General features: G+C 69.8%; 15 protein-coding genes and 2 pseudogenes. 9 read left to right on the plus strand and 8 right to left on the minus strand.

All coding sequences use genetic code 11. The annotated features are described in order from the left end of the window. Positions 1 to 12: 12 nt before the first annotated feature. Positions 13 to 1,029 carry a MerR family transcriptional regulator gene (locus DT019_RS21175; protein ID WP_114038448.1) on the minus strand — a complete coding sequence of 339 codons (1,017 nt, stop codon included), beginning with the start codon at positions 1,027 to 1,029 and terminating at the stop codon, positions 13 to 15. 275 nt (positions 1,030 to 1,304) lie between these two features. On the opposite strand from DT019_RS21175, the gene DT019_RS21180 reads away from it, so the two are divergent. The 7 genes from DT019_RS21180 (at position 1,305) to DT019_RS39670 (ending at position 7,455) form a co-directional block, all read left to right on the plus strand. Then, positions 1,305 to 1,910, plus strand: coding sequence for an RNA polymerase sigma factor (locus DT019_RS21180; protein ID WP_114038449.1), 606 nt, complete (start codon positions 1,305 to 1,307; stop codon positions 1,908 to 1,910). A gap of 649 nt (positions 1,911 to 2,559) precedes the next feature. Continuing rightward, a complete protein-coding gene (locus DT019_RS21185; protein ID WP_223279685.1) occupies positions 2,560 to 3,975 on the plus strand; it encodes a cation:proton antiporter in 1,416 nt (471 codons plus the stop codon). 455 nt (positions 3,976 to 4,430) lie between these two features. After that, positions 4,431 to 4,619, plus strand: a complete 189-nt coding sequence (locus DT019_RS21190; RefSeq protein WP_114038451.1) for a hypothetical protein — start codon at positions 4,431 to 4,433, stop codon at positions 4,617 to 4,619. A 458-nt stretch (positions 4,620 to 5,077) separates the two neighbouring features. Continuing rightward, positions 5,078 to 5,653 (plus strand): TerD family protein, encoded by a 576-nt coding sequence (locus tag DT019_RS21195; RefSeq protein WP_114038452.1) that lies wholly within the window; start codon positions 5,078 to 5,080, stop codon positions 5,651 to 5,653. 112 nt (positions 5,654 to 5,765) lie between these two features. Then, complete coding sequence (locus DT019_RS21200; protein ID WP_114038453.1) at positions 5,766 to 6,350, plus strand: TerD family protein; 585 nt, start codon at positions 5,766 to 5,768, stop codon at positions 6,348 to 6,350. A gap of 87 nt (positions 6,351 to 6,437) precedes the next feature. Continuing rightward, on the plus strand, positions 6,438 to 7,040 hold the full coding sequence (locus DT019_RS21205) for a SigE family RNA polymerase sigma factor (RefSeq protein ID WP_114038454.1): 603 nt from the start codon (positions 6,438 to 6,440) through the stop codon (positions 7,038 to 7,040). Positions 7,041 to 7,290: 250 nt separating this feature from the next. Further along, positions 7,291 to 7,455 (plus strand): hypothetical protein, encoded by a 165-nt coding sequence (locus DT019_RS39670; RefSeq protein ID WP_189389790.1) that lies wholly within the window; start codon positions 7,291 to 7,293, stop codon positions 7,453 to 7,455. 156 nt (positions 7,456 to 7,611) lie between these two features. Here DT019_RS39670 and DT019_RS21210 read toward each other — a convergent pair whose 3' ends face one another. The 5 genes and pseudogenes from DT019_RS21210 to DT019_RS40330 form a co-directional block, all read right to left on the minus strand. Next, on the minus strand, positions 7,612 to 8,769 hold the full coding sequence (locus DT019_RS21210) for a DUF418 domain-containing protein (RefSeq protein WP_114038455.1): 1,158 nt from the start codon (positions 8,767 to 8,769) through the stop codon (positions 7,612 to 7,614). Positions 8,770 to 8,974: 205 nt separating this feature from the next. Then, a complete protein-coding gene (locus tag DT019_RS21215; RefSeq protein ID WP_223279686.1) occupies positions 8,975 to 10,063 on the minus strand; it encodes a sensor histidine kinase in 1,089 nt (362 codons plus the stop codon). Positions 10,064 to 10,089: 26 nt separating this feature from the next. After that, the gene (locus DT019_RS21220; protein WP_114038457.1) at positions 10,090 to 10,761 is read right to left on the minus strand and encodes a response regulator; all 672 of its coding nucleotides are present in this window, start codon (positions 10,759 to 10,761) and stop codon (positions 10,090 to 10,092) included. A gap of 275 nt (positions 10,762 to 11,036) precedes the next feature. After that, positions 11,037 to 11,362: pseudogene (locus tag DT019_RS21225) on the minus strand (DUF1304 domain-containing protein). A 772-nt stretch (positions 11,363 to 12,134) separates the two neighbouring features. Next, positions 12,135 to 12,704, minus strand: a pseudogene (locus DT019_RS40330) (TerD family protein); the annotation flags it as partial. An 800-nt stretch (positions 12,705 to 13,504) separates the two neighbouring features. Between DT019_RS40330 and DT019_RS40335 the strand changes: the two are divergent. Beyond that, complete coding sequence (locus DT019_RS40335; RefSeq protein WP_223279687.1) at positions 13,505 to 13,732, plus strand: helix-turn-helix domain-containing protein; 228 nt, start codon at positions 13,505 to 13,507, stop codon at positions 13,730 to 13,732. Positions 13,733 to 14,031: 299 nt separating this feature from the next. On the opposite strand, the gene DT019_RS21240 is transcribed toward DT019_RS40335, so the two are convergent. Next, positions 14,032 to 14,418, minus strand: a complete 387-nt coding sequence (locus DT019_RS21240; RefSeq protein WP_114038459.1) for a hypothetical protein — start codon at positions 14,416 to 14,418, stop codon at positions 14,032 to 14,034. A 106-nt stretch (positions 14,419 to 14,524) separates the two neighbouring features. Beyond that, positions 14,525 to 15,031: a hypothetical protein gene (locus DT019_RS21245; RefSeq protein WP_114038460.1), complete on the minus strand. Its 507-nt coding sequence runs from the start codon at positions 15,029 to 15,031 to the stop codon at positions 14,525 to 14,527. A 770-nt stretch (positions 15,032 to 15,801) separates the two neighbouring features. Here DT019_RS21245 and DT019_RS21250 point away from each other — a divergent pair. Next, complete coding sequence (locus tag DT019_RS21250; protein WP_147267335.1) at positions 15,802 to 20,328, plus strand: hypothetical protein; 4,527 nt, start codon at positions 15,802 to 15,804, stop codon at positions 20,326 to 20,328. Positions 20,329 to 20,378 lie beyond the last annotated feature (50 nt).

The raw sequence follows: 20,378 nt of genomic DNA on the forward strand, positions 1-20,378 counted from the left end.
CGGCGGATGGGGCTAGGAGAGCAGGTGCGACTCGATCGTCTGGAGGGCTGGACGCAGACCCGTCAGCCGCCCCCACCCCGACCCGGGCACCGTACCCGCCCAGCCGGGGCCGGCCAGCAGCAGGAGGGGACGGCGGCGTGCGCCCTTGACACCCCACCCGATCCCGGCGACCTGACGGGCCAGCTCCGGCTGTGCCGTCGTCCGGCTCTGCGACCACAGGACGACCAGGGCCGGGCCGACCCGGCGCACCGCGTCACACAGGGCACCGGCCGGCAGGGCGGGCCCGAACATCCGCACGGGCAGGGCGCGTTGGGCCAGTCCGGCCGCCAGAGCCTCCAGCGGCAGACTGTGCTGCTCCTGCGGAGTGCACGCCAGCAGCGCGGGTGGCAGCCCCGCCCGCTCCGGCGGCAATCCGGTCAGGCCGCGCAGCGCACAGGACACCTGCCAGGACAGCAGGTGCTCGACCTCGACGTACCGCTCCCCGGCGGTCGCCCACTTGCGCCCGACCGCGTGCAGGGTGGGCATGATGACCTCTTCCCAGGCAGTGACCAGGCCGTACTCGTCCAGCGCGGCGGCAAGCCGTTCGGCGACGGCAGGCGCGTCCAGACGGACCGCCGCACGGGCCAGCCCCCGGCATTCCTGGCGCACATCACCGAGCGGCAAAGCGTCGCGGCCGCCGGGAGTGCGCCCGGCGGCCGGTGCATCTGAGGCAGAGGGCGCGGCGGCCGGTTCGCCGGTTGGTACGTCGCGGCCATCGGTCCGCGCGTCGAGTGCCGCACGCGCGGCTTCGGCCGGTGGAACACCCAGCGCGGCCAGTCGGCACATCCCCTGGATCGTGGCGACGTCGTCCGGGGTCCAACGCCGGTGCCGCCCGTCCTCCCGCCGCGCCGGACCGATGCCGTAGCGGCGTTCCCAGGACCGGATCGTGGCCGGCGCCACCCCCAGGGTGCGGGCCACGTCGCCGGTGGTCCAAGCGGCGCCGGTACTCGGCCCGTCCGGTGCGACACCACGAGCGGGGGGCCTGTTCATGGTTCCACTCTAGGTCCGATGCCCTCAAGAGAACGTTGCAAGTCGGCAAAGGTCGGCATCCAGGGCGGCGGCACATACGCAGCTGCACTGGCGAGGCCAGTAGATCGTCCGCAACCCGCCGAGCCCAATCGATGCAAGTGAGGGAAAACGCTGCATAAACGATGCGTATTGGCGACGTCGCGGAACGCCTACAACCATGCAGATGTCCGGGACTCGGCCGGCTCGCGGCCGGGGCACCGCGCCCAAAGGGCGCGGCGCGACACAGGGAGACGCGCATGAACACCACAGGCATTCGGCCGTGTGCCCCGTACGCCGCGGCCGGTGACGAGGAACTGAGCGACGCCGAGGTAGGCGCCGGCCTTCGCCACGGCGATCTGCGATGTTTCGCCACGCTCTACCGCCGCACCGCGGGCCTCGTCTACTCGGTGGCAGCCCGAAAGCTGGGCGACCGCGAGGAGGCCGAGGACGTCACCCAGCAGGTGTTCATGGCGGCCTGGCGCGGGCGGAGCGGCTACGACCCGGCGCGCGGGCCCCTCTCAGCGTGGCTCGTCGGCATCACCCGCAAGAAGACCGCCGACGCGCTCACCGCTCGCGCCCGGCGCACCCTCATCACGACGACCCTGGCCGCACGGCACGACCCCACGCACATCGACGTCCAGGAGGAGCGGTCCGTCCACCGGCTCATGCTCGCTTCCAGCCTTCGCGGCCTGCCCACCGCCCAGGGCCGTCTGGTGGCCCTGGCCTACTACCGGGACCTGACGCACACACAGATTGCCGAGCTGACGGGGCTCCCCCTGGGCACCGTCAAGAGCCACATCCGGCGGGGCCTCCTCACCCTGCGGCGCAGGCTCACCGAGTCCTCCGCCACCGCCAGCCCGTGAGGAGGCAAACCGTAGGCCGACCCCCGCGGCCAACCGACGGCCAACCTTCGCACCCCCGGTCACGCCTCGGTCCTCGCACGCCGTGTACAACCTGGCCGCCCCCGCCGGCGAGGCGTGACGCGCAAACTGCCCTGCCGGGCACCTCGCGGAAGGCCGGGAGTGCCACGCTGCAAGGGCTGCACCACCGACCGCTCCGAGCGCCCGGAACCGATACGGGCCCTCTGCTCCAGTCATCGCTTTAATCACCGACGCGGTGCGCGGTACCCCTGGCCGGTCGAACGCAGTTCCGGCCCGGAGAGCCCCCATGGACCTGCCGGATCGACTCGGCCTACATCCACCGGCCGACGGCGTGTCCACGGTGCCCGGGCACGGCCTCGGGCAGCACACCCTGGCGTAGTGCTGACCGTCACCTGCGCCGTCGCCGCGAATGACGAGTTCGGTTAACCCTGGGTGGCGGGATACCCACGGTCGGCGGGGGCAGACCCGCCGACCGGCGGAGTGACGGCAGGCCCGTACCGGCATGGGATGGAAGCACGTCCAGACCAGGAGGAGTCCCTTCGTCGAACAGAGGCAGGCCCGGCGACTCGGCCACGGTGGTGCCGCCCCGGAGCCGTGTCCCCGCGCCCTGGCGCGGACATCCCCGCTGAACATGCCCGGCCGCGAGCGGCGTTCCCGGCGATCGCGCTCCCTCACCCACTGGCCTCGGACGGAAGGGCCTTCGGCCGTTCCCAGTTGTGAAGTGCCTGATGTATTTGAAGCGAGTTTGCAGATGACGTTTGTCCTGATCGTGATCACTGCGGTGGTGGCCGGGTGGTCGCTCGTCGCCGGGCGGCTTGAAGGCTGGCATGTGCGAGCGCCCATGGTCCTGGTACTCGTCGGCGTCGTCACCGGAGTGTTCACGCAGAGCGAGATCGCTGCCACACTCAACTCGGAGATCGCCCTGCGTGTGGCCGAGGTGATTCTGGCCGTCCTGCTGTTCGTCGATGCCACGGAGCTGCCGGGCGGGCGGCTGTTCGGCCATGATCCCGGCTCGGCTGCCCGGGCGCTGCTTGTCGCACTGCCGCTGAGCCTGGTCCTGACCGTCATGTTGGGGGCGTGGCTGCTGCCAGGACTGCCGCTGGCGGTGCTGCTGCTGATCGCGTGCATCATCGTGCCGACCGACTTCGCCCCCGCCGAACTCCTCGTGCGCGACCGGCGCATCCCGGAGAAGGTGCGCAGCGTGCTCAATGTGGAGAGCGGCTACAACGACGGGATCGTGTCGCCTCTCTTCCTGTTCGCGGTGATCCTCGCCGGGTCGAAGTCCCAGGCGCGCACTCCCATGGAGGCGCTGGCCACAGTCGTGCCGTTCGCGGTGAAGGCGCTCATCGTCGGCGTGCTGCTGGGGGCGCTGGTCTCGTGGCTGATGAATATGGCCGACCGTGCCTACTGGATGTCCGAGCAGTCGCGGCGGACCCTCGTCCTGATCACACCGCTGCTCACGTACACCACCACCGTTGCCATGGACGGGAACGGTTTCGTGGCCGCGTTCGTGTGCGGAATCGCCTTCCGGTACGTGCGGCAGGCGCCGGTCCGGCGGCACGGTGCTCAGGCTCCCGCCGCCTCGGACTTCCAGCTCATCGAAGACACCAGCGCGATGATGACCATGGTCATGTGGTTCTTCTTCGGGAACGCGGTGGTCCTGGCACTGAGTGAGGGCGTCGAGTGGCGCGTGTTCCTGCTCTGCATGGCCGCGCTCACCGTCGTGCGGGTCCTGCCGATCGCGGTGGCTTTCCTGGGCTCCCGGTTCAGCTGGCGCGAACGGCTCATGGTCGCCGCGCTCGGACCGCGGGGCACCACCTCGATCGTGTTCGGCCTGCTCGCCTTCAACGCGCTTCCGCTCGGGTCCTACGCCGACACTGCCCTGGATGCCATGACGCTCGCCGTGCTCGGCAGTGTCCTGCTACACGGCGGCGGTTCGATGGCTCTGGCCCGGCTGCTGGCGCCTCCTGCTCCGTCTCCAACCGCTGGTTGTGCGTCCGCGCCGCTAGCTCCGGCGCATGCACGAGCACATGGCGGCCACGACTGAGCGTGACCGGTGTATCAGCGGTCCCTCACCGGTCGCCTCTCGCAGCACCGGGCCGACCCTCGGCGGCCGAGGGCGTCCCTCGTTGCGAGCCCCGCCCATTGGCTGGTTCAGAGGGAGCTTCGCCCTGGTGTGCCTTTACAGCGGTTCGAGCCTCGCGCCGGTACGGAGGGCGTCGGCGGTGTGCTCCATGCGGTCCGCCGCATCCGCTATGCCGCAGGGCGGCTCATCCATCGGGCGGGAGTGGCCTCAGGGTTTCAGAGCCCCCGCCAGGTGGCGGGGTGAGCGGCGGCCACCTGACGGGGTGCGGCCGGACATCTGCCGGATTCCGGCGGGCCCGGTGGGTTGGCGAGGGTGGGGGCATCAGGGCGCGCCGGTTTGGGCCGCCCACAGGCTCTGGTCCTGTCCGACGCGTACACCGCATGGCGGCGCACGCGACCACCACTGGGAGTTCCGTGATGTCGACGACCGTCCGCCGCACTCTGTTCGCCGGGGCCCTGGCCGCCGCGGTGGCCGTTCTCGTCAGCGTCGTCGCTCTCGGCGGCCCCACCCGCGATGCCTCTGGTCCGGCAGTGCGGGAGCAGGGCCACATCGCCCGCCTCCACGAAGTCCTGCGCCATCACGGGCTCAGCCTGACGCACAGGTGAGAGGCCGGCATCAACTGAACGCGCGTCGGCACGGCCGGGTTCCTCGACTCCTACCGGCCGCGTGCGCGCGGTGTGTTCCGCGTCATGACCGGTCTGCTTCTCGCCTGCCACGGAGTCGCCTGGGGCCTCGGTGCCCCGGGAGAGGCCGTCCGGCCGGGCCGACGGCCCAGCTGGTGCAGGGCATCGACCGAACTGGTAGGAGGGTGCCCGGTGATGATCGGGCTCGGTGCCCGCACCGCCGCCTTCCTCTTCACGGGGGACCCAGCTCCTTCGCAAGGGACAGGTGTCCCCATGGTCGGCGCTGACCACACGCCCAGCGGGTCTGGTCCCCCTGCCCATGCAGACGCGACCGCGGCCGGCGCCACCTCCGCGATCCCGCCATGGCTGGCCCCCGCCCACCGAGCCAACCCCTTGTGCAACCGCACGAGTTGCCCATTCGCACGAAAGAGAGCACCACCATGGGAGTTTCCCTGTCCAAGGGCGGCAATGTCTCGCTCAGCAAAGAAGCGCCCGGCCTCACCTCCGTCCTCGTCAGCCTCGGCTGGGACGTGCGGAGCACGACGGGAGCCGACCACGACCTCGACGCCAGCGCGCTGCTGTGCGACGAGAACGGCAAGGTCGCCGCCAACGAGCGCTTCGTCTTCTACAACAACCTGCGCAGCCCCGACGGTTCGGTCGAGCACACCGGGGACAACCTGACCGGTGACGGGGATGGAGACGACGAGACCGTCAAGGTCCACCTCGCCGCGGTCCCGGCCGATGTCGCCCGGATCGTCTTCCCTGTCTCCATCCACGACGCGCAGGCCCGCGGCCAGAGCTTCGGCCAGGTCCGCAACGCCTATATCCGGATCGTCAATCAGGCCGGCGGCGCCGAGATCGCCCGCTACGACCTGAGCGAGAACGCCGCGACCGAGACCGCGATGGTCTTCGGCGAGCTGTACCGCAACGGCGCCGAGTGGAAGTTCCGGGCCATCGGCCAGGGATACGCCTCGGGCCTGGCAGGCATCGCCCAGGACTTCGGCGTCAGCCTCTGACCTCGAAGCCCTCCCCCGCACCCGCCGCCCGCCCCGATCCCGCGGACACTCCCCTCCGCGGGCGGGCGGCGGGCCTCAACTCACCTACCTCGCAACGGAATCGACAGCCATCATGACGGTGAACCTCACCAAGGGCCAGCAGCTCAGCCTGACCAAGACCGATGGCCGCCCCCTGGCCCTGATCCGCATGGGACTGGGCTGGCAGGCCACCCCGCGCCAGGGCTTCCTGTCCCGGTTCATGCCGCCGCGCGACATCGACCTCGACGCCTCGGCCGTGCTGTTCAGCGGCGGCCAATTCATCGACGTCGTGTACTTCGACCACCTGCTGAGTGACGACGGTGCGGTGGAGCACTCCGGCGACAACCGGACCGGCGGTACGGGCGCGGCCGGTGATGACGAGTTCATCCGGGTGAACCTGGCCCGGGTCTCCCCTCACGTCGACCAGATCGTGTTCGTCGTGAATTCGTTCAGCGGCGAGACCTTCGCGGCGATCGAGAACGCTTACTGCAGGCTCGTCGACGACGCGACCGGGCAGGAGCTGGCCCGGTACACGCTGGCCGACGCCGGCCCGCACACCGCGCAGATCATGGCCAAGGTCGTCCGCCAAGGGGCCGGGTGGAGCATGGTCGCCCTCGGCCGGCCCGAGAGCGGCCGGACCTTCGAGGACCTGCTGCCGGCCATCGCCCGCCACGTGTGACGGACTGCGGGCGGTCCTCGGGTATCCGGGGCCCCGCCCGCAACCCGGATCGCCCAACGCCCCGCGCTCACGACCCTGGAGGGAGTCATGGCGTACACCGACCCGGCCTCCGGGGTCGGGCGTCCCGGGGGCGGCACACCGTCACGGACCGGCCTCGGCGAGTGCGGCCGTGGCCTCCTCCGTCCCGCCGGGGGCTACGAGCGGCCGGAGGATTTCGCGGAGTACGTCCGTCTGCGCCACCCCGCCCTGCTGCGCACCGCCCGGCGGCTGGTGCCCGACCCCACCGACGCCGAAGACCTGCTCCAGACCGCACTCCTGCGCACCCACGCACGCTGGCGCGCCATCGCCGACAAGTCCCTGGCCGACGGCTACCTCCGGCGCGTCATGATCAACGTACGGACCGAGTGGTGGCGCGCCCGGAAAGCAGACGAAGTACCGATGGAGTGGCTCTCCGAGCTGCCCGAAGAAGGCGGTACGGAACAGCTCCTGGACCGGGCCGAGCTGCTGGACGTCCTGCGGGTGCTCGCACCCAAGCAACGCGCCGTGGTGGTGCTGCGGTACTGGGCGGAGCTCAGCACCCAGGAGACCGCCGAGGCACTGGGCATCTCCCCAGGCACCGTCAAGAGCACCCTGCACCGGGCGCTCCTGCTCCTGCGTCGGGAACTGACGAGCCGCGAGACCGCAGCCTGAGGGACGTGCGCCTCGGGCTACGTCCGGGGGCGCTGCCGTCGGAGCCGTGGACTGCGGCCCGCTCCCGCCGAGTCGCCGTGTGGCAGGGCAGTTCCGGCCATCCGGCGGGGATCATCCGGACACTCGCCGGATATACCCACGGACTCCCCTTTCGCCAGGCTGGACACGGACCACGACCGGCTCGGCCCGGGGACCGCCTCCGGCCCCCGGGCCCGGCAGAAGTCGGCAGACCGTAAGAGGAAGACCTTCCGTGAACACCGCACCCGACCCGTCCACGACGGACACCGAGTCCCTGTCCGCACACGAGACGTTCAAGGCGCTGTATGCGCATGCCCGGCCGCACCGGTGGGTGATCGGCCTCGGCCTGCTGTACGCGCAGCTGGCCGCCACCCAGCTCCTGCCCGCCGCGAAGTGACGCCGCGGTCATCCGGTCGCCGCCCGCCCGCCGCGTGAGCGGGTCCTGCCGGTGCCTCCGTCAGCATCCGAGGGAGGCACCGGCAGGTCATCCGCGCCTGAGGAGTGGCCCGTTCGGACCCAAACACAGGTACGGACACCGGCCACGAAGGAGCGTTCAGAGGTTGCGCCCGGCCCGAGCGGACGCACGATGCATCAGCCACTCGAGGGGGCCGCGACGGAAGAAGCGGGACCAGATCGCGGCGAACACGATCGCCCCCAGGATGTATGTGAGCACGGGTATCCAGGACTTCGTGGTGCCTGCGGCCGAAGCGGGCCACGCTGACTGTGCGAGGAAGTGGCCGACGTAGGCGGTCAGGGACATGGTGGCCACGGCGATGACCGGATGTGCCAGGCGACGCAGGCGCGGCAGGCGGTCCACGAGCACCGTCGTGCCCACGATGACGAGGATCGCAACGCCCACACTGCCGATGATGTCGAAGGTGGTGCCGGTGTGCGGCCCGGCGCCCAGCAGGTCCGAGGCCGATGACACGAGCTGCTCGCCGGATCCCCTGCCACTCACCCCCGGGCCACCGGAGACCGTCGCCAAACCGCCGGACGGCTTCCCGTCCTCTGCCGTGCTGCGCACCGCGTCCTTGCCCGCCAGCAGCATGGAGAGGCCGTACGCGGTCACGGTGAGGGTGGCGCCGAGCGCGGCCAGGCGCCGCTGGACGGCTGTAGCGGACAGGTCGAGGCGGGCCAACGCCATACCGGCGATCACGAACGGCATCCATGTGATCGTCGGATAGAGGCCCGTGAGCAGCAGATCGAGCACGCCCACCTCGCTCAGCGACTTGAGCGGGTCGTAGGCATTGATGCTCTGCTGAACGGACTCGCTCAGCCCCAACTGCAGGACGAACGCCAGTTGCGGAGTGATGAGCGCGAGCCCCGCGGCGATCACCGCCAGCGTCTTGGCGGACAGTCGCAGCAGCGGAAGAGACAGGAGGAAGTAGACGCCGTAGTAGCCGAGGATGATGACGTCCCCGTATTCCATGGCCAGCGCGGTGCCCAGCGCGAGCAGGATGATGGCGCGGATCGCGATGCGCGCCTTGGCCTGCCGGCCCGCCAGGCCGGTCTTCGGCTCCCGGCGGCCGGCGATCAGCGTCAGCGAGAACCCGGCGAGGGTGGCGAACAGCACGGACGAGTGGCCATCGGCCAGGTAGCGGACCCAGCTGCCGACGCCGGTCGTGGCCGAAAGCGGCGGGCCGATGTGGACGATGTACATGCCGAACACCGCCAGCGCGCGGGCCAGGTCCACCCCGACCAGGCGTCCCATTGAGGCACCGCCCGAGATCTGTCCGGCGGACTGCGGCGACGTTGTGGGAGGAGGCGAGTGCTCCTGCGACGGCTGGGTCTGTGTCATGCGGACAATCTCGCGGTGCCGTCGGGAGGCGGACCATCCGGCAATCCGCGGTAGCGCACCCGCCGGACGGCGGGATGCGACCCGCCGTCCGGCGGCCGCGGGAAGTCTCCGCGGCGGCTCAGTCCGCAGCGAGGGGCACCTGCAGCCGCACCCGGTAGCCGCCGACGGCGGTGGGGCCCGCCTCCAGGGTGCCGTGGAGGATCTCGGCCCGCTCCCGCAGACCGACCAGCCCCTGCTGAGAACCGGGCAGGGGCAGAGCGGGGCGGGTGGGCGGGGTGTTGGTGATGGTCACTCCGACGTTGTTGCCGTCCTGCCACAGCTCGACCAGGGCCGTGGCGCCGGGGGCGTGCTTGCGCACGTTGGTCAGCGCCTCCTGGACCGTGCGGTAGAGGGCCCGTTGGGCGGGCGTGCCCACAGCTGGGGGCAGCTCCCCCGCCAGCCGGGTCTGAGTACCGCTCGATGCCACCAGTTTGTGCAGGTCGGCCAGGGTCGGCTGGGGAGTCAACTCGGTGGCGCGGCCACCGGAGGCACGCAGCAGCGTGACCATGGTGCGCAGCTCGTCGAGGGTGGTCACGCTCAGCGAACGGATCGTGCGGGCGGCCTCCTGGGTGTCCGCTTCCTTGGTGGCGACCTGCAGCGCTCCGGCCTGAACAGCGATCAGGCTGACTTGGTGGGAGACCACGTCGTGCATCTCACGGGCCAGCTGGGCCCGTTCGCGGGCGAGCACGGCCTGTGCGTGCAGGGCTCGCTCGTGTTCCTTGGCTTCCTCGACCTCGACCAGTCGGCGCTTCAAGTCCCGCTGGGCCTGGACGAGTTGACCGAAGAGGACGGGGGCGAGGGCGGTGGCCAGGTTGTACGCGAAGGCGACCAGTGTCATGGGCTGGACGACCCCGGAGCCGCCGACGTGGGGCCACGGCAGGCTTCCCACGACGGCGGAGAGGGCGACACACACGGCGAGCAGACGGCGGTTGCGGGACCGCTCGGCCAGGGTGAACAGGGCTACCAGCGGAGTGACCGCCACGTCCTGCAGGAGCGTCACGGGCAGGGAGAGCAGGAAGACGACGAACGGGAACCGGCGCCGGAAGGCCAGCGCCGCGCAGCCGAGCGCGGCCAGCGCAAGACCGATCTCCGTCGCGTCCCACAGGTTCAGCCACACGTCCACGGCCGCCACCGCCACCACGGCGACATCGACGACCGGCGCCGGCACTCGCCTCCACAGAGTCAGCGCGCGATTCACCTGCCGTCCCCCGGGCGCGGCTGCTCGTCGAGCAGCCCGGACCGCTGCGCGAGCAGTGCGGCCTGCACACGGCTCGCCACCCGAAGTTTCGTGAGGATCGCGCTGACGTGGTCCTTCACCGTGCCCGCGCCCAGGTGGATACGCGCCCCGATATCAGTGTTCGACAGCCCGGCCGCCACCAGGACGAGGACCTCACGTTCCCGGTCGGTGAGCAGCCGGACGCGGGCCGCGTCCTCGTCGACGGCCGTCTCGGTGCCGGGGTGGCCGCGCAGCAGGGTCTGGGAGGCCTTCGGCGACAGCACCACGCCGCCTGCGGCCAGGGTGCGCACCAGCTGGGCGAGCTGGTCGGGCTCGGTGTCCTTGAGCAGAAAGCCGGCAGCGCCGCAGTCCAGCGCGGTCAGGATGTACTCATCGGCATCGAACGTCGTCAGCATCGCCACCACCGGAGCATCCGGCATCGTCCGCAGCTCGCGCAGGACCGTCAGCCCGTCCACGTCCGGCATCCGGATGTCGAGCAGGACCACGTCGGGCCGCTCCTTCCGGACCGTCTCGACGGCCTCGCCGCCGCCCGACGTCGCCACGACCTCAATGTCGTCAGCGGCTCCCAGGATCAACCCGAAACCGGACCGCACCAGCGCCTCGTCGTCCACCACCACTACCCGGATCACGCCTGCTCCGCCTCGCCTTCGCCGTGCCGTACCACCCCTGTCGCCCCGACTCTAAGGCTCGGCAGGTTGGCAGCGGCCCGGACGAGCGGCAGGTCTGGCCACCCGGCGGGGTATCACCCGCCGGGTGGCAGGGGAACAGCATGGCGACGGGGAGCCGGGAAAGGCACAGCTCCGGTGCGCCTCGCCGACGTGACGGAAAGGCCCGCCATCTCCGATCGCGGGCTCGTCTGCGACCGACCTGCGGAGCGACCGCCGCCAGTGCCCCTCCGCAGCACTCAACGGGCGGCCAGCACCAGTCCCAGACCGATCAGCGCCGGAACGGTCTGCACGAAGAGGATCTTCCGGCTGGCCGTGACGGCGCCGTACGCACCTGGAAGCCCACCGGGTCGGACGCCACCGCGCCCCACACCAGCCCGGCGGCGAGGAAGCCGTTGTACAGGCCTTGATTGGCCGCGAGCGCCCTCGTCTGCGAAGCGAAGTCGACGCTGGTCCCGAACGCCGACCGGGCGCGCGGACCAGTCCACAAGAACATCTCCAGGACCAGGATGTAGACGTGGAGCGCGGCGATGAGCAGCACCACGACGGTTGCGATGATCGACATGGGCCCCACACTCACACACCAGGCCCGTTTTCCGCTCGGCCACCCGCGCCAAGGCGCAGCGTCCCCGCTCGGATACCCCAAGGCCGCAGCGCTGCAGATGACTGCGCGACGGCCAGCGGGGTCATCCAATCGGCCGGGCCACGGAGCGGAAAGAGGGGCCGGGCCACACACGCCTCTCTGGAGGCGGGGTGCCATCAACGGCCGTCGACCGTCGGCAGGTGCAGTCAGAAGCGTTCCGGCTGCGTCGTCAGTACTCACCGTCGTGGTCGTCGTCACTGAACGCCTCGTTGAGCAGCGCGCCACCCACCAGGCCGGCCGCTCCGGCTCCGATCAGCGCCCCGGTCCCGAAGCGGCGGGGCTGACCCTCTCCGGGCGTCTGCGGATAGCCCTGCTGTGGGTATCCCGACTGCGGATAGCCCTGCTGGACTGGTGCCGGGTATCCGGCGTGCGGGTCCGCCGACTGGGGAGCGATGTAGTAGGGCGGCGGCGTGCTCTGGATCCGCTGCGCGCAAGCCCCGCATGTCTGGACCTGGCGGGGTGTGCCCCACTGGGGCGACCACATCGCCCAGGTGGTGCCAGTGCCGTGGTGGGGGTCGAAGAAGCAGGTCATGGGGGAACTCCCTGGGGGTTGCTGGGCTGGGTCCGGCATCGTCCGGGGCGCCGCGGGGGCCGGGGCGTGGTGGCCTGCGGGACCGAGCGGGGACACGGATGCCGTGCTGTCGCCGGGCGGTTCGAGCGCGTGCGGGGTGTACGGGCCGCTGTTTCCGCCCAGGACGTCGACGCCGTAGTCGGTCGCGATGCCCGCGAGACCGGAGGCGTAGCCCTGGCCGATGGCGCGGAACTTCCATTCCATACCGTGCCGGTACAGTTCGCCGAAGACCATCGCGGTTTCGGCTGATCCCTGCGTCGTGAGGTCGTACCGGGCCAGTCCACGGCCGACTCCCTGATCGACGATCCGGATGTACGCGTCCCTGACGTGCCCGAAGGTCTGCCCCCGCCGGTCGGCCTCGTACAGGGACACCGGAAAGACGATCCTCGCCACGTCGGCCGGTACGCGTACGAGATCGACGTGGATCTGCTCGACGCTCCGTCCGCCCACGGCCCCTGCGCTGTTGGCGAGGGCGACCGAACCGTCGGGGCTGCGCGGGTTGTTGAAGAACACGAAGTGCCCGTCGGACAGGACCTTCCCGCCGCCCTCACACATCAGCGCACTGACGTCGACGTCATAACCGCCCCCGGCCAACACCGGCGTCTGCCACCCCAGTTCGACGGTCACCGCGGTCAGCTGGGGCGCCTGCTTGCTCAGCACCACGTTGCCGCCCTTGGCCAGGGCCGTTGTCATCGCCGTCCTCCAAACCCGTCCCTACACGGTCCTGGCATCGCCGCCTGCCGGCCGCTCACGTGCCGACCGAATGCGACAGACACGCCCGGCCCCGCTCTCGTTCCCACCTCATCACTCGCCGCGGAGCGTTTCACTCCGCCGGTCGGCGGGATCACCCCCGCCAACCGGCGGCGATCTTGGCGTTGGCCGCTTGCCCCGCACCTTGCCGTTCCTGCGAAGCCCTCCGGGCAGGGGCGATTCCGGCGATCCGATGTCGTACGGCCCTGTCAGGGCCGCCGGTACAGGTCGGATCACCAAGGCCGTCTTCGCCACCGTCATCGGCCGCGAGGCGGTCAAGCGCGGTCACCGGGGTCCTGGACGAGGACGCCACCCCGTGGAACCCCGCGGGCCGACGCCGCCGACGCCGTCCGCTCACCACTGATGAGACCCGTGCCCTTGCCTACCTGGTCGACGACCTCATGGGAGTCTCCCGCCTGGAAGCCGAGACCGCTGCCCTGCGCCCTGAGCACGTGGGCCTGCCCACCCTGGTCACCAAGCCAGCGTCACCGATCGCAGTCCCGGTATCCCCGCCCACGTCTTCGACCGCTTCCACAAGGCCGCCACCGCGCGCATCCGTTCCGAAGACAGCGGCCTCGCCCTGACCAGGAACCTCGATGCCATCGTTCGAGCAGGACGTCAACCCGCCGGAGGTCGCGCGGCGGCTGCAGGTGAGCGTGAAGTCGGCCTGTCGGTGGCTCCTGTGGCGTCAAGGCGGTGCTGAGGCGCTGGGCTCACGAGGCCTAAGCGGTGGCCGGTGCCGCTTGTCCGCGCGGTGCCTGGAGAAACTCCCCGCGTATCTGGAAGAGGGGTCGGCCGCGCACGGCTGGGTGGAGGACCAGGTGTCCACCGCGGCGCGGGTGGCCAGGCTGATCGCCAGGAAGTGCCACGTCACCTACAGCGTCTCGGACGCCACCCAGTTGATGCACCGGCTCGGTTTCTCTCCGCAGATGGCCTGCCCGGCGGGTGGCCGAGCGAGACGAGCGGGCTGAAGCGGTGCAGGAAGGGGGTGACCTGGGTGGCGCTCAAAGAGCCCGGGCGGCCTGCGGGGGCCACCTCTGCCTCGAGGACGAAGGCGGGGTTCACTCGCAGGCCGCCCAAGGGACACACCTGGGGCGGGCACGGCATCACGCCGGTCGTGAGGGCCGGCGGACGAGTCCTTCGACTTCCGTGCACGGCCGGCGATAGCGCCAACTGCCGGCCCTGGGCGAGGCCGTGCCTGCCCACATTCCTCCTCGGCCGGGAGGAACAACTTCGGCTTCGGACCCCGCCGAGGAGCTGTCACATCACGCTAGTTGTTCTTGTAGATGCCGATCCACCACCAGTCACCCTGGTCCGGAGCCATCCAGGCCGGCACCCATTCGTCCTGCGAGCCGAGGTAGGTCCCGCCGTTGGCGCCGCAAGTCCGGTCGGTCCACTTGCTGAAGTGCAGAGAGTCGCGCCACCACCACCCGGGCATGCGCGTCTCGTACCCCGGGGTGGCCAGACAGGCCGTGGCCGGCTGGCCCTTGTGGTTGAAACCCTGGATCTTGATGGAAGCGACCTTATGCGTCTCGTCGTGGATGACGATCTGCTGTCCGTCGGTGCCGGCGAAGGCCGTGCCGCTGGTGGCGGCCACGCCTGCGACGGCGAAAGTGGCGGTCGCTGCCGCCATGGCGAACTTCTTGGTGAGGCTCATGAGTTGTCTTTCCTGACGTAGGGGACAGTCCAGCGACCGCTGGACGGTGTATCGCGCGGACGCGAGAAATCCGCTTGTGGACGCACCCGCGAGGGCCTGAGGGGTGTTACGCCCAACCGGTGCAGGTGCGCCTGTTCCAGTCGCCGTGGTAGAGGCAGGCGCGGATGGTGCGGTCGTTCGGGTCGTAGTACATGGCTGAGCGGGTGAGGTAGTAGTTGGGGGTGGAGTCGGTGGTCCAGGACCCGCCGGCCTGCCGCTGGCCCAGGATTTCGCAGACGGTGTGGTCGAGGTGACAGCGCTCGACATACATCGTGTACTCGTTCTCGTTGCTGCCCCCCGGGAAGCGGGCGCGGGCCCAGGCGTAGGGGTCTCCGTCGGTGGTGCCCTTGCGGAGTTCGATGGAGAAGCCGCCGCCGAAGTCGTAGGGGCCCGACGCCGTGAAGGGGCCGCTCTGCCAGGTCTGGACGTTGGGGTCGTGACCGTCGCAGGTGTAGCGGCCGCATGCGGCCCACGCCGTGCCGGGCAGCACGATGACGGAGACGAGGGCGGCGAACAGGCTCGCAAGAGCCAGGCCGGCGCGCGAACGGAGACGCCGGGTGGGTGCCGTACGCATGGAGTCCTTTCAGGTTTCGGCCGCACGGATGTCCGTGACAGCAGGTGGGGAGTTGCAGGGGGGAAGAAGTGGAGTGACCACCCACGTCCGGAAGCCCAACGTGGGGTAAACAGAGCCGAATTGGTGCCCCAGTGAGCGTGAGGCACCGGACCCACCAACGGACGGGTCGCCTCTCCCGACGAGCCGGGGCAACGACCGGCGTGTAGGCGGGAAGCTCAGCAGTGTGTGGTGATCGAGGCCTCGACTGATGACATCGCAACGCATGGGGGCTGGTTCTGTGCCGCCGCCACGGCCGCTGGATCAAGCCTGTGGGTACGAGTCATGTGTGTTTCCCCCCGGAACCGTACGTCGGGCGTGACAGTACCTGACGTGCGCACAGGAAACCAACAGGAACTTCACAGCTCATCTTCCAGATGCCTCAGCCGCAGAGCCAAGGGGATGTTGGCCCTTTTCGAGTCCTTCGACGACCCTCGGAACAACTTGACCGCCCCCCAGGGGCCCGCGCCGGACTGCCGCCCGCCGAGAAGGACTTGACACCCCTGCATCAACAGGGCAGGGCGGGGACGAAGCTGTGTGCTTCATGTTGGTTTCCTGTGAACGCGTCCGGTAGCGTCCGTGCTGCAAGTACGGCGGGGGGAGGCGCACGGGGCGTCCCGTACTGGCTTCACAGGGGGATGGTGTGCGTCGTACCCGGCAGGGAACCGGGAACCACGACGCACGGCCACTGATGACGCCTTCCTTCAGCCTGCGCGACCATTGAAGGAAGATCAGTGACGTTCTCTCCAAGAACGCGTACGTCTTGGGCGGTCCTGACCGCCGGGGCGGCGCTGGTGGGCCTCATACAGGCCACCGCCTGGGCCCAGGAGCCCTCCCCACCATCCGCAGCGGCGGCGGCCGAGGATGCGCGGACACAGATACCGGCGAAGTCCCGGGATTCCATACTGGGCAAAGGCTGGAAGACATCGCAGGACCGGGCCTGGACCACCAGTGGTGACGGTTCAGGCTTCCACATCCTGACGGCCGACAAACGCGACGGGTACGCCTGGCACACCGCTGCCACCCTGTCCGAGCCGGGCTTCGACGTCGATACCTGGATCGGCAACGCCTGTGTGACCGGCTCAGGCAGGCGGGCGGTGGTGGCCTATGCGCCGCGGACCTTCACCAACAAGCCCGAACTCATGGCTCGCGGCGCGTTCACCGCAGTCGTCGATCTGGACACCGGCCGGGTGACCAAACTGAACCGCCAGGCCTCTTTGGCCTACTTCTCCCCCGGCTGCGGCACCGATGAGAGCGCCGTCCTCACCCAGTCCGGCGGCGAGGACAAGAACACCACGCGGCTGCTCAAGGTGAACGCCGCCACCGCCTCTCTGGGCAAGCCGCTGGAGGTCGCCGGCCAGGTCACCTCCGCCGTCCCGGTGAACGGCGCGATCGTTGCGGCCGACGCCAACCGGCTGGTGCGCATCACCGATGACGGCCGACGAACGCAGCTCGTCCGGACCCAGCGCATACCCTTCCTTCTCAAGCCGGACACAGACGGCGGCGTGGTCTACATGGACCGCTCCGGCGCGAGCGGCGACACCGGTGAGGTGCGGCGCCTCGCCCAGGCCGCTGGGCCCGTACTGAACCGTGGCCTGTCGAGCCCCCTCAACAGCCCGCTCGGCGGCCCATCAAGCGCGACGGTGCCCGCGCAGGCCCAGTCCAGCCTTCTGGCCACCGGTCCGCTCACGTCCATGGATCTCACCTCCAGCGCGGCGGGTCGCGTCTACATCACCGGGGCCGCCAAGGCCACGGCCCCGCTGCCCCCTTCCGTGGAACTGCGCCCGCAGGCTCCGGTGGAGTCCGTCGCCACCACCCGCGGTGAGTCGATGGTGACCCGCACCACATGGGCCGACGGAAACGCGATGGCCACCAACGCCGCGGAGCGGCCTGCCGCCATCACGCTGGCGCCCGTTGCCGCTCACGAGACCTACGCCTTCACGGTTGCTCCCTCGGCCCGGGTGCTGGAGCACTCCGGGACGGGAGCCGAGCGGTCGCCCGCCCTGGCCGCGCCGGCCGCACCGAAGGCGGCTGCGGGCAACAAGCCCGCAGCCGGGGCGCGTTCACTGGCGGGGCCACCCGCCGAAGGGACGGACACCCGGTATTGCGCCGTGGCCCGTAATGACCCGAACAAGCAGGCCATGCAGCCCAAGCCGCGCCAGGTGGAGTGGGCGGTGGACCAGGCCATCACCGGAAACCTGAACAAGTTCATCTCCCGCCCGGCGAACTGGAAGAACCTGGGGATGGCGGCCTACCAGCCGCAGTTCCTCTTCCCGCTGCACGATCTCGACGGGGGTGGCCGTGTGCCTGCGCAGGTGATGCTCGGCATCACCGCGCAGGAGTCGAACATGTGGCAGGCGTCCCGCGTCGCGGTGCCGGGTGTCACCGCCAACCCGCTCGTCGGGAACTTCTACGGTGTCCAGACCGCCTCCAGTGGTCAGCAGCCCGACCCGTGGGCGATCAACTGGAAGGAGGCGGACTGCGGTTACGGCATCACGCAGGTCACCGACGGAATGAGGCTCGCCGGCAAGGAGAAGCCGAACGAGACGGCGATGAGTGTGACCCGCCAGGAGGCGGTGGCGCTCGACTACACGGCCAATATCGCCGCCGGGGTCAACATCCTCATCGACAAGTGGAACGACACCCGGCGCGGAGGGTTGGTCATCAACAACGGTGACCCCAAATACTTGGAGAACTGGTTCTTCGCGCTCTGGTCCTACAACACCGGGTTCTATCCCAAGGACAAGGCCGCCCAGAACCACGGCGTGTGGGGGGTCGGCTTCACCAACAACCCCGCCAACCCGATCTGGAAGGCCAACCGGCGGCCGTTCCTGCAGGCCGCGGGTGGCGGCGACAACTACGCTGACGCGGCGCACCCGCAGGACTGGCCCTACCAGGAGAAGGTACTGGGATGGGCTGCCCGGCCGCTGTCGGCCCTCGAGTCGCCCGGGACCATGGTGGCGGGCTACCGGCAGGCGTGGTGGAACAACGACTACTACCGCACCATGGTCAAGCCTGCCGAGTCGCTGTTCTGCACGGCGGCCAACGAGTGCGACCCGAGCAAGATCGGTGACAATGACCGCAACGTGCCGGGATTCGGCGCTTGCAACCGCCAGGATCTTTACTGCTTCTGGAACCAGCCGGTGACGTGGAAGAACTGCGCCAACGGCGAGTGCGGCAACGAAACCCTGCGCTTCAACAACACCCTTCCCGAAGAGCCCGACGGCACGGCCTACCCGCCGAACTGCGCGACCACGGGCCTGCCCGCAGGGGCGCTGATCGTCGACGACGTACCCAACGCGACACCCGTCCACCGGCCCAACTGCACGCCACCGGCCACCACAGGGTCGTTCGACTTCGACTTCGCTACCGAGTCCTCGCGGATGGACCTGCACCAGCTCGGGGCCGGCTTCGCCAGCCACTTCTGGTTCACCCACACCCGCAAGAACGACGCCACCGGCACCCGGATGCAGGTCACCGGCACCTGGAGCCTGGGCCGCACCATCCCTGAGGGGCAGGCCAAGGTCCTCGTTCACCTGCCCGACCACGGAGCACAGACCGCGCAAGCCACCTACCAAATCATCACGACCGACGGCGTCCAGACCAAGACCGTGAACCAGAAGGGCAGCGCCAACCGCTGGGTGGAACTGGGCACCTACCGCTTCAAAGACACCGTGCCTCAGGTGAAGCTCACCAACATCACGGCGGACGGCACCGGGGATCAGGACATCGCCTACGACGCCGTCGCGTTCGTTCCAGGACGCTTCACCGGCGTGGACATCACCCTGACCGAAGTCGACCCGAACGCGCCGAACGTCGACTGGGCCAGTATCAACGGGCCCGCCTCCATGACCCCGCCGACAGGCGAAATTATCTCGCCCACTCAGCAAGGCACCTCGGCACTTCGATCGGCCCTTCCCCGTCTGGACTCCGCCGACCACCGCCCCGCGGCGGCGGCACCCCCAGCGGCGAAGGACGACTGCGGCGCGCCCAACGCCCGTGGCATCAGGGGCTGTCTGCGGGCCCTGCCGCAGCCGGTCAAGCCGGCTGGCCCCCTGGCAATGAAGCGGTCGGCGGCAGCGGGCGCGACCGGTGACCTCGTCTCCTGGTGTGTGCCCGGCACCAACCAGTTCACCCGGTTCGAGGCCTGCATGCACATGCAGTTCCAGTACATCGGTGAGCGCATCTACCCGAACAAACCGCCGGAGGTGATCGGAAGCGCCGATTTCGACGTCAACTGGCAACTCCAACTGAATCAGAAGTCGGGCTCCTTCAAGCAGCAGATGTCCGTGCGGGCCACACGTATCGACACCGCCCTGGGCGGCGTCAGTCTGACCACTCGCTTCCACTGCTTCGAACCCCACGTCGACTGTGTTGACCAGCCCGTGCAGTGGCAGGGCGCGCAGGAATGGGCCCTCGGGGACAGCCACACTGCCACCGCCACCAAGGAGAACGCCTGGACCAATCCGGCCAGCGGAGCCAACGGCGCTCCCGCCCCCGGATGGGACCCCATCAACTTCACCTGGGCCTTCATCGGCAGCTCCCCCACCGCCTCCACGCCGACCCGCGGCCTGCGCGTGATGGACGACGATGCGCTGTTCCAGTGCGACAACTTCGCCATCAACAACACCGTCGGCTGCTCCTTCGGTGCGTACGTACCCACCTACCAGTTCAACTCCAAGAAGTACCCGGCCGCAGCCGCACACGCCTGGCTGGTGCAGAACGTGCTGCCCTCCCACCTGGGCAGCAAGACCAACCCCATGCACTTCCTGCCCAACAAGAAGAACAAGTGGGGACGCGACACCGATGACAACCGCAAGGTGATCTGCCCCGACAATTGGCCTCGCCATCCCGACGTGGACACTCTCATGGCACCGGAGCTCACCACCTCGACCAACCCCGACAGCCGCTCCTGTGACGAGTTCGCCTTCGCTGGAACGTATGAGTCCGGCGGAATGCCGCGCGCCATGAACGGCCGCAATGAGGTGGAGTCGGGCGGCCAGTGCCTGCAGACTGTGGCCAGGCGGGTCGGCGGTGTCCCCATGCTGCAGGAGGACGAACGCTCCGCGCTCCCCACCTTCCAGGAGGCCTGCGGGCGGTCGTCGATGTCGGGCTACGTCAACAGCGGTTCGATGAACCGCATGGGTGGCTTCGCCCAGTATTTCCGGCTTCTCGACTCCGACACGTACTACGTGAGCGTCCCGGGATTCCAGAACTGCCCCACGCAGGGGCCGTTGATCCAGTGCAAGATGACGCCGTGACCCGTCCGGGCCGGTAAAACCAAGGGGGGTGCGCGGGCTGCGCACCCCCC

Origin of the sequence: Streptomyces sp. SDr-06, from assembly GCF_003324565.1 — a bacterium.
Taxonomy (GTDB): domain Bacteria; phylum Actinomycetota; class Actinomycetes; order Streptomycetales; family Streptomycetaceae; genus Streptomyces.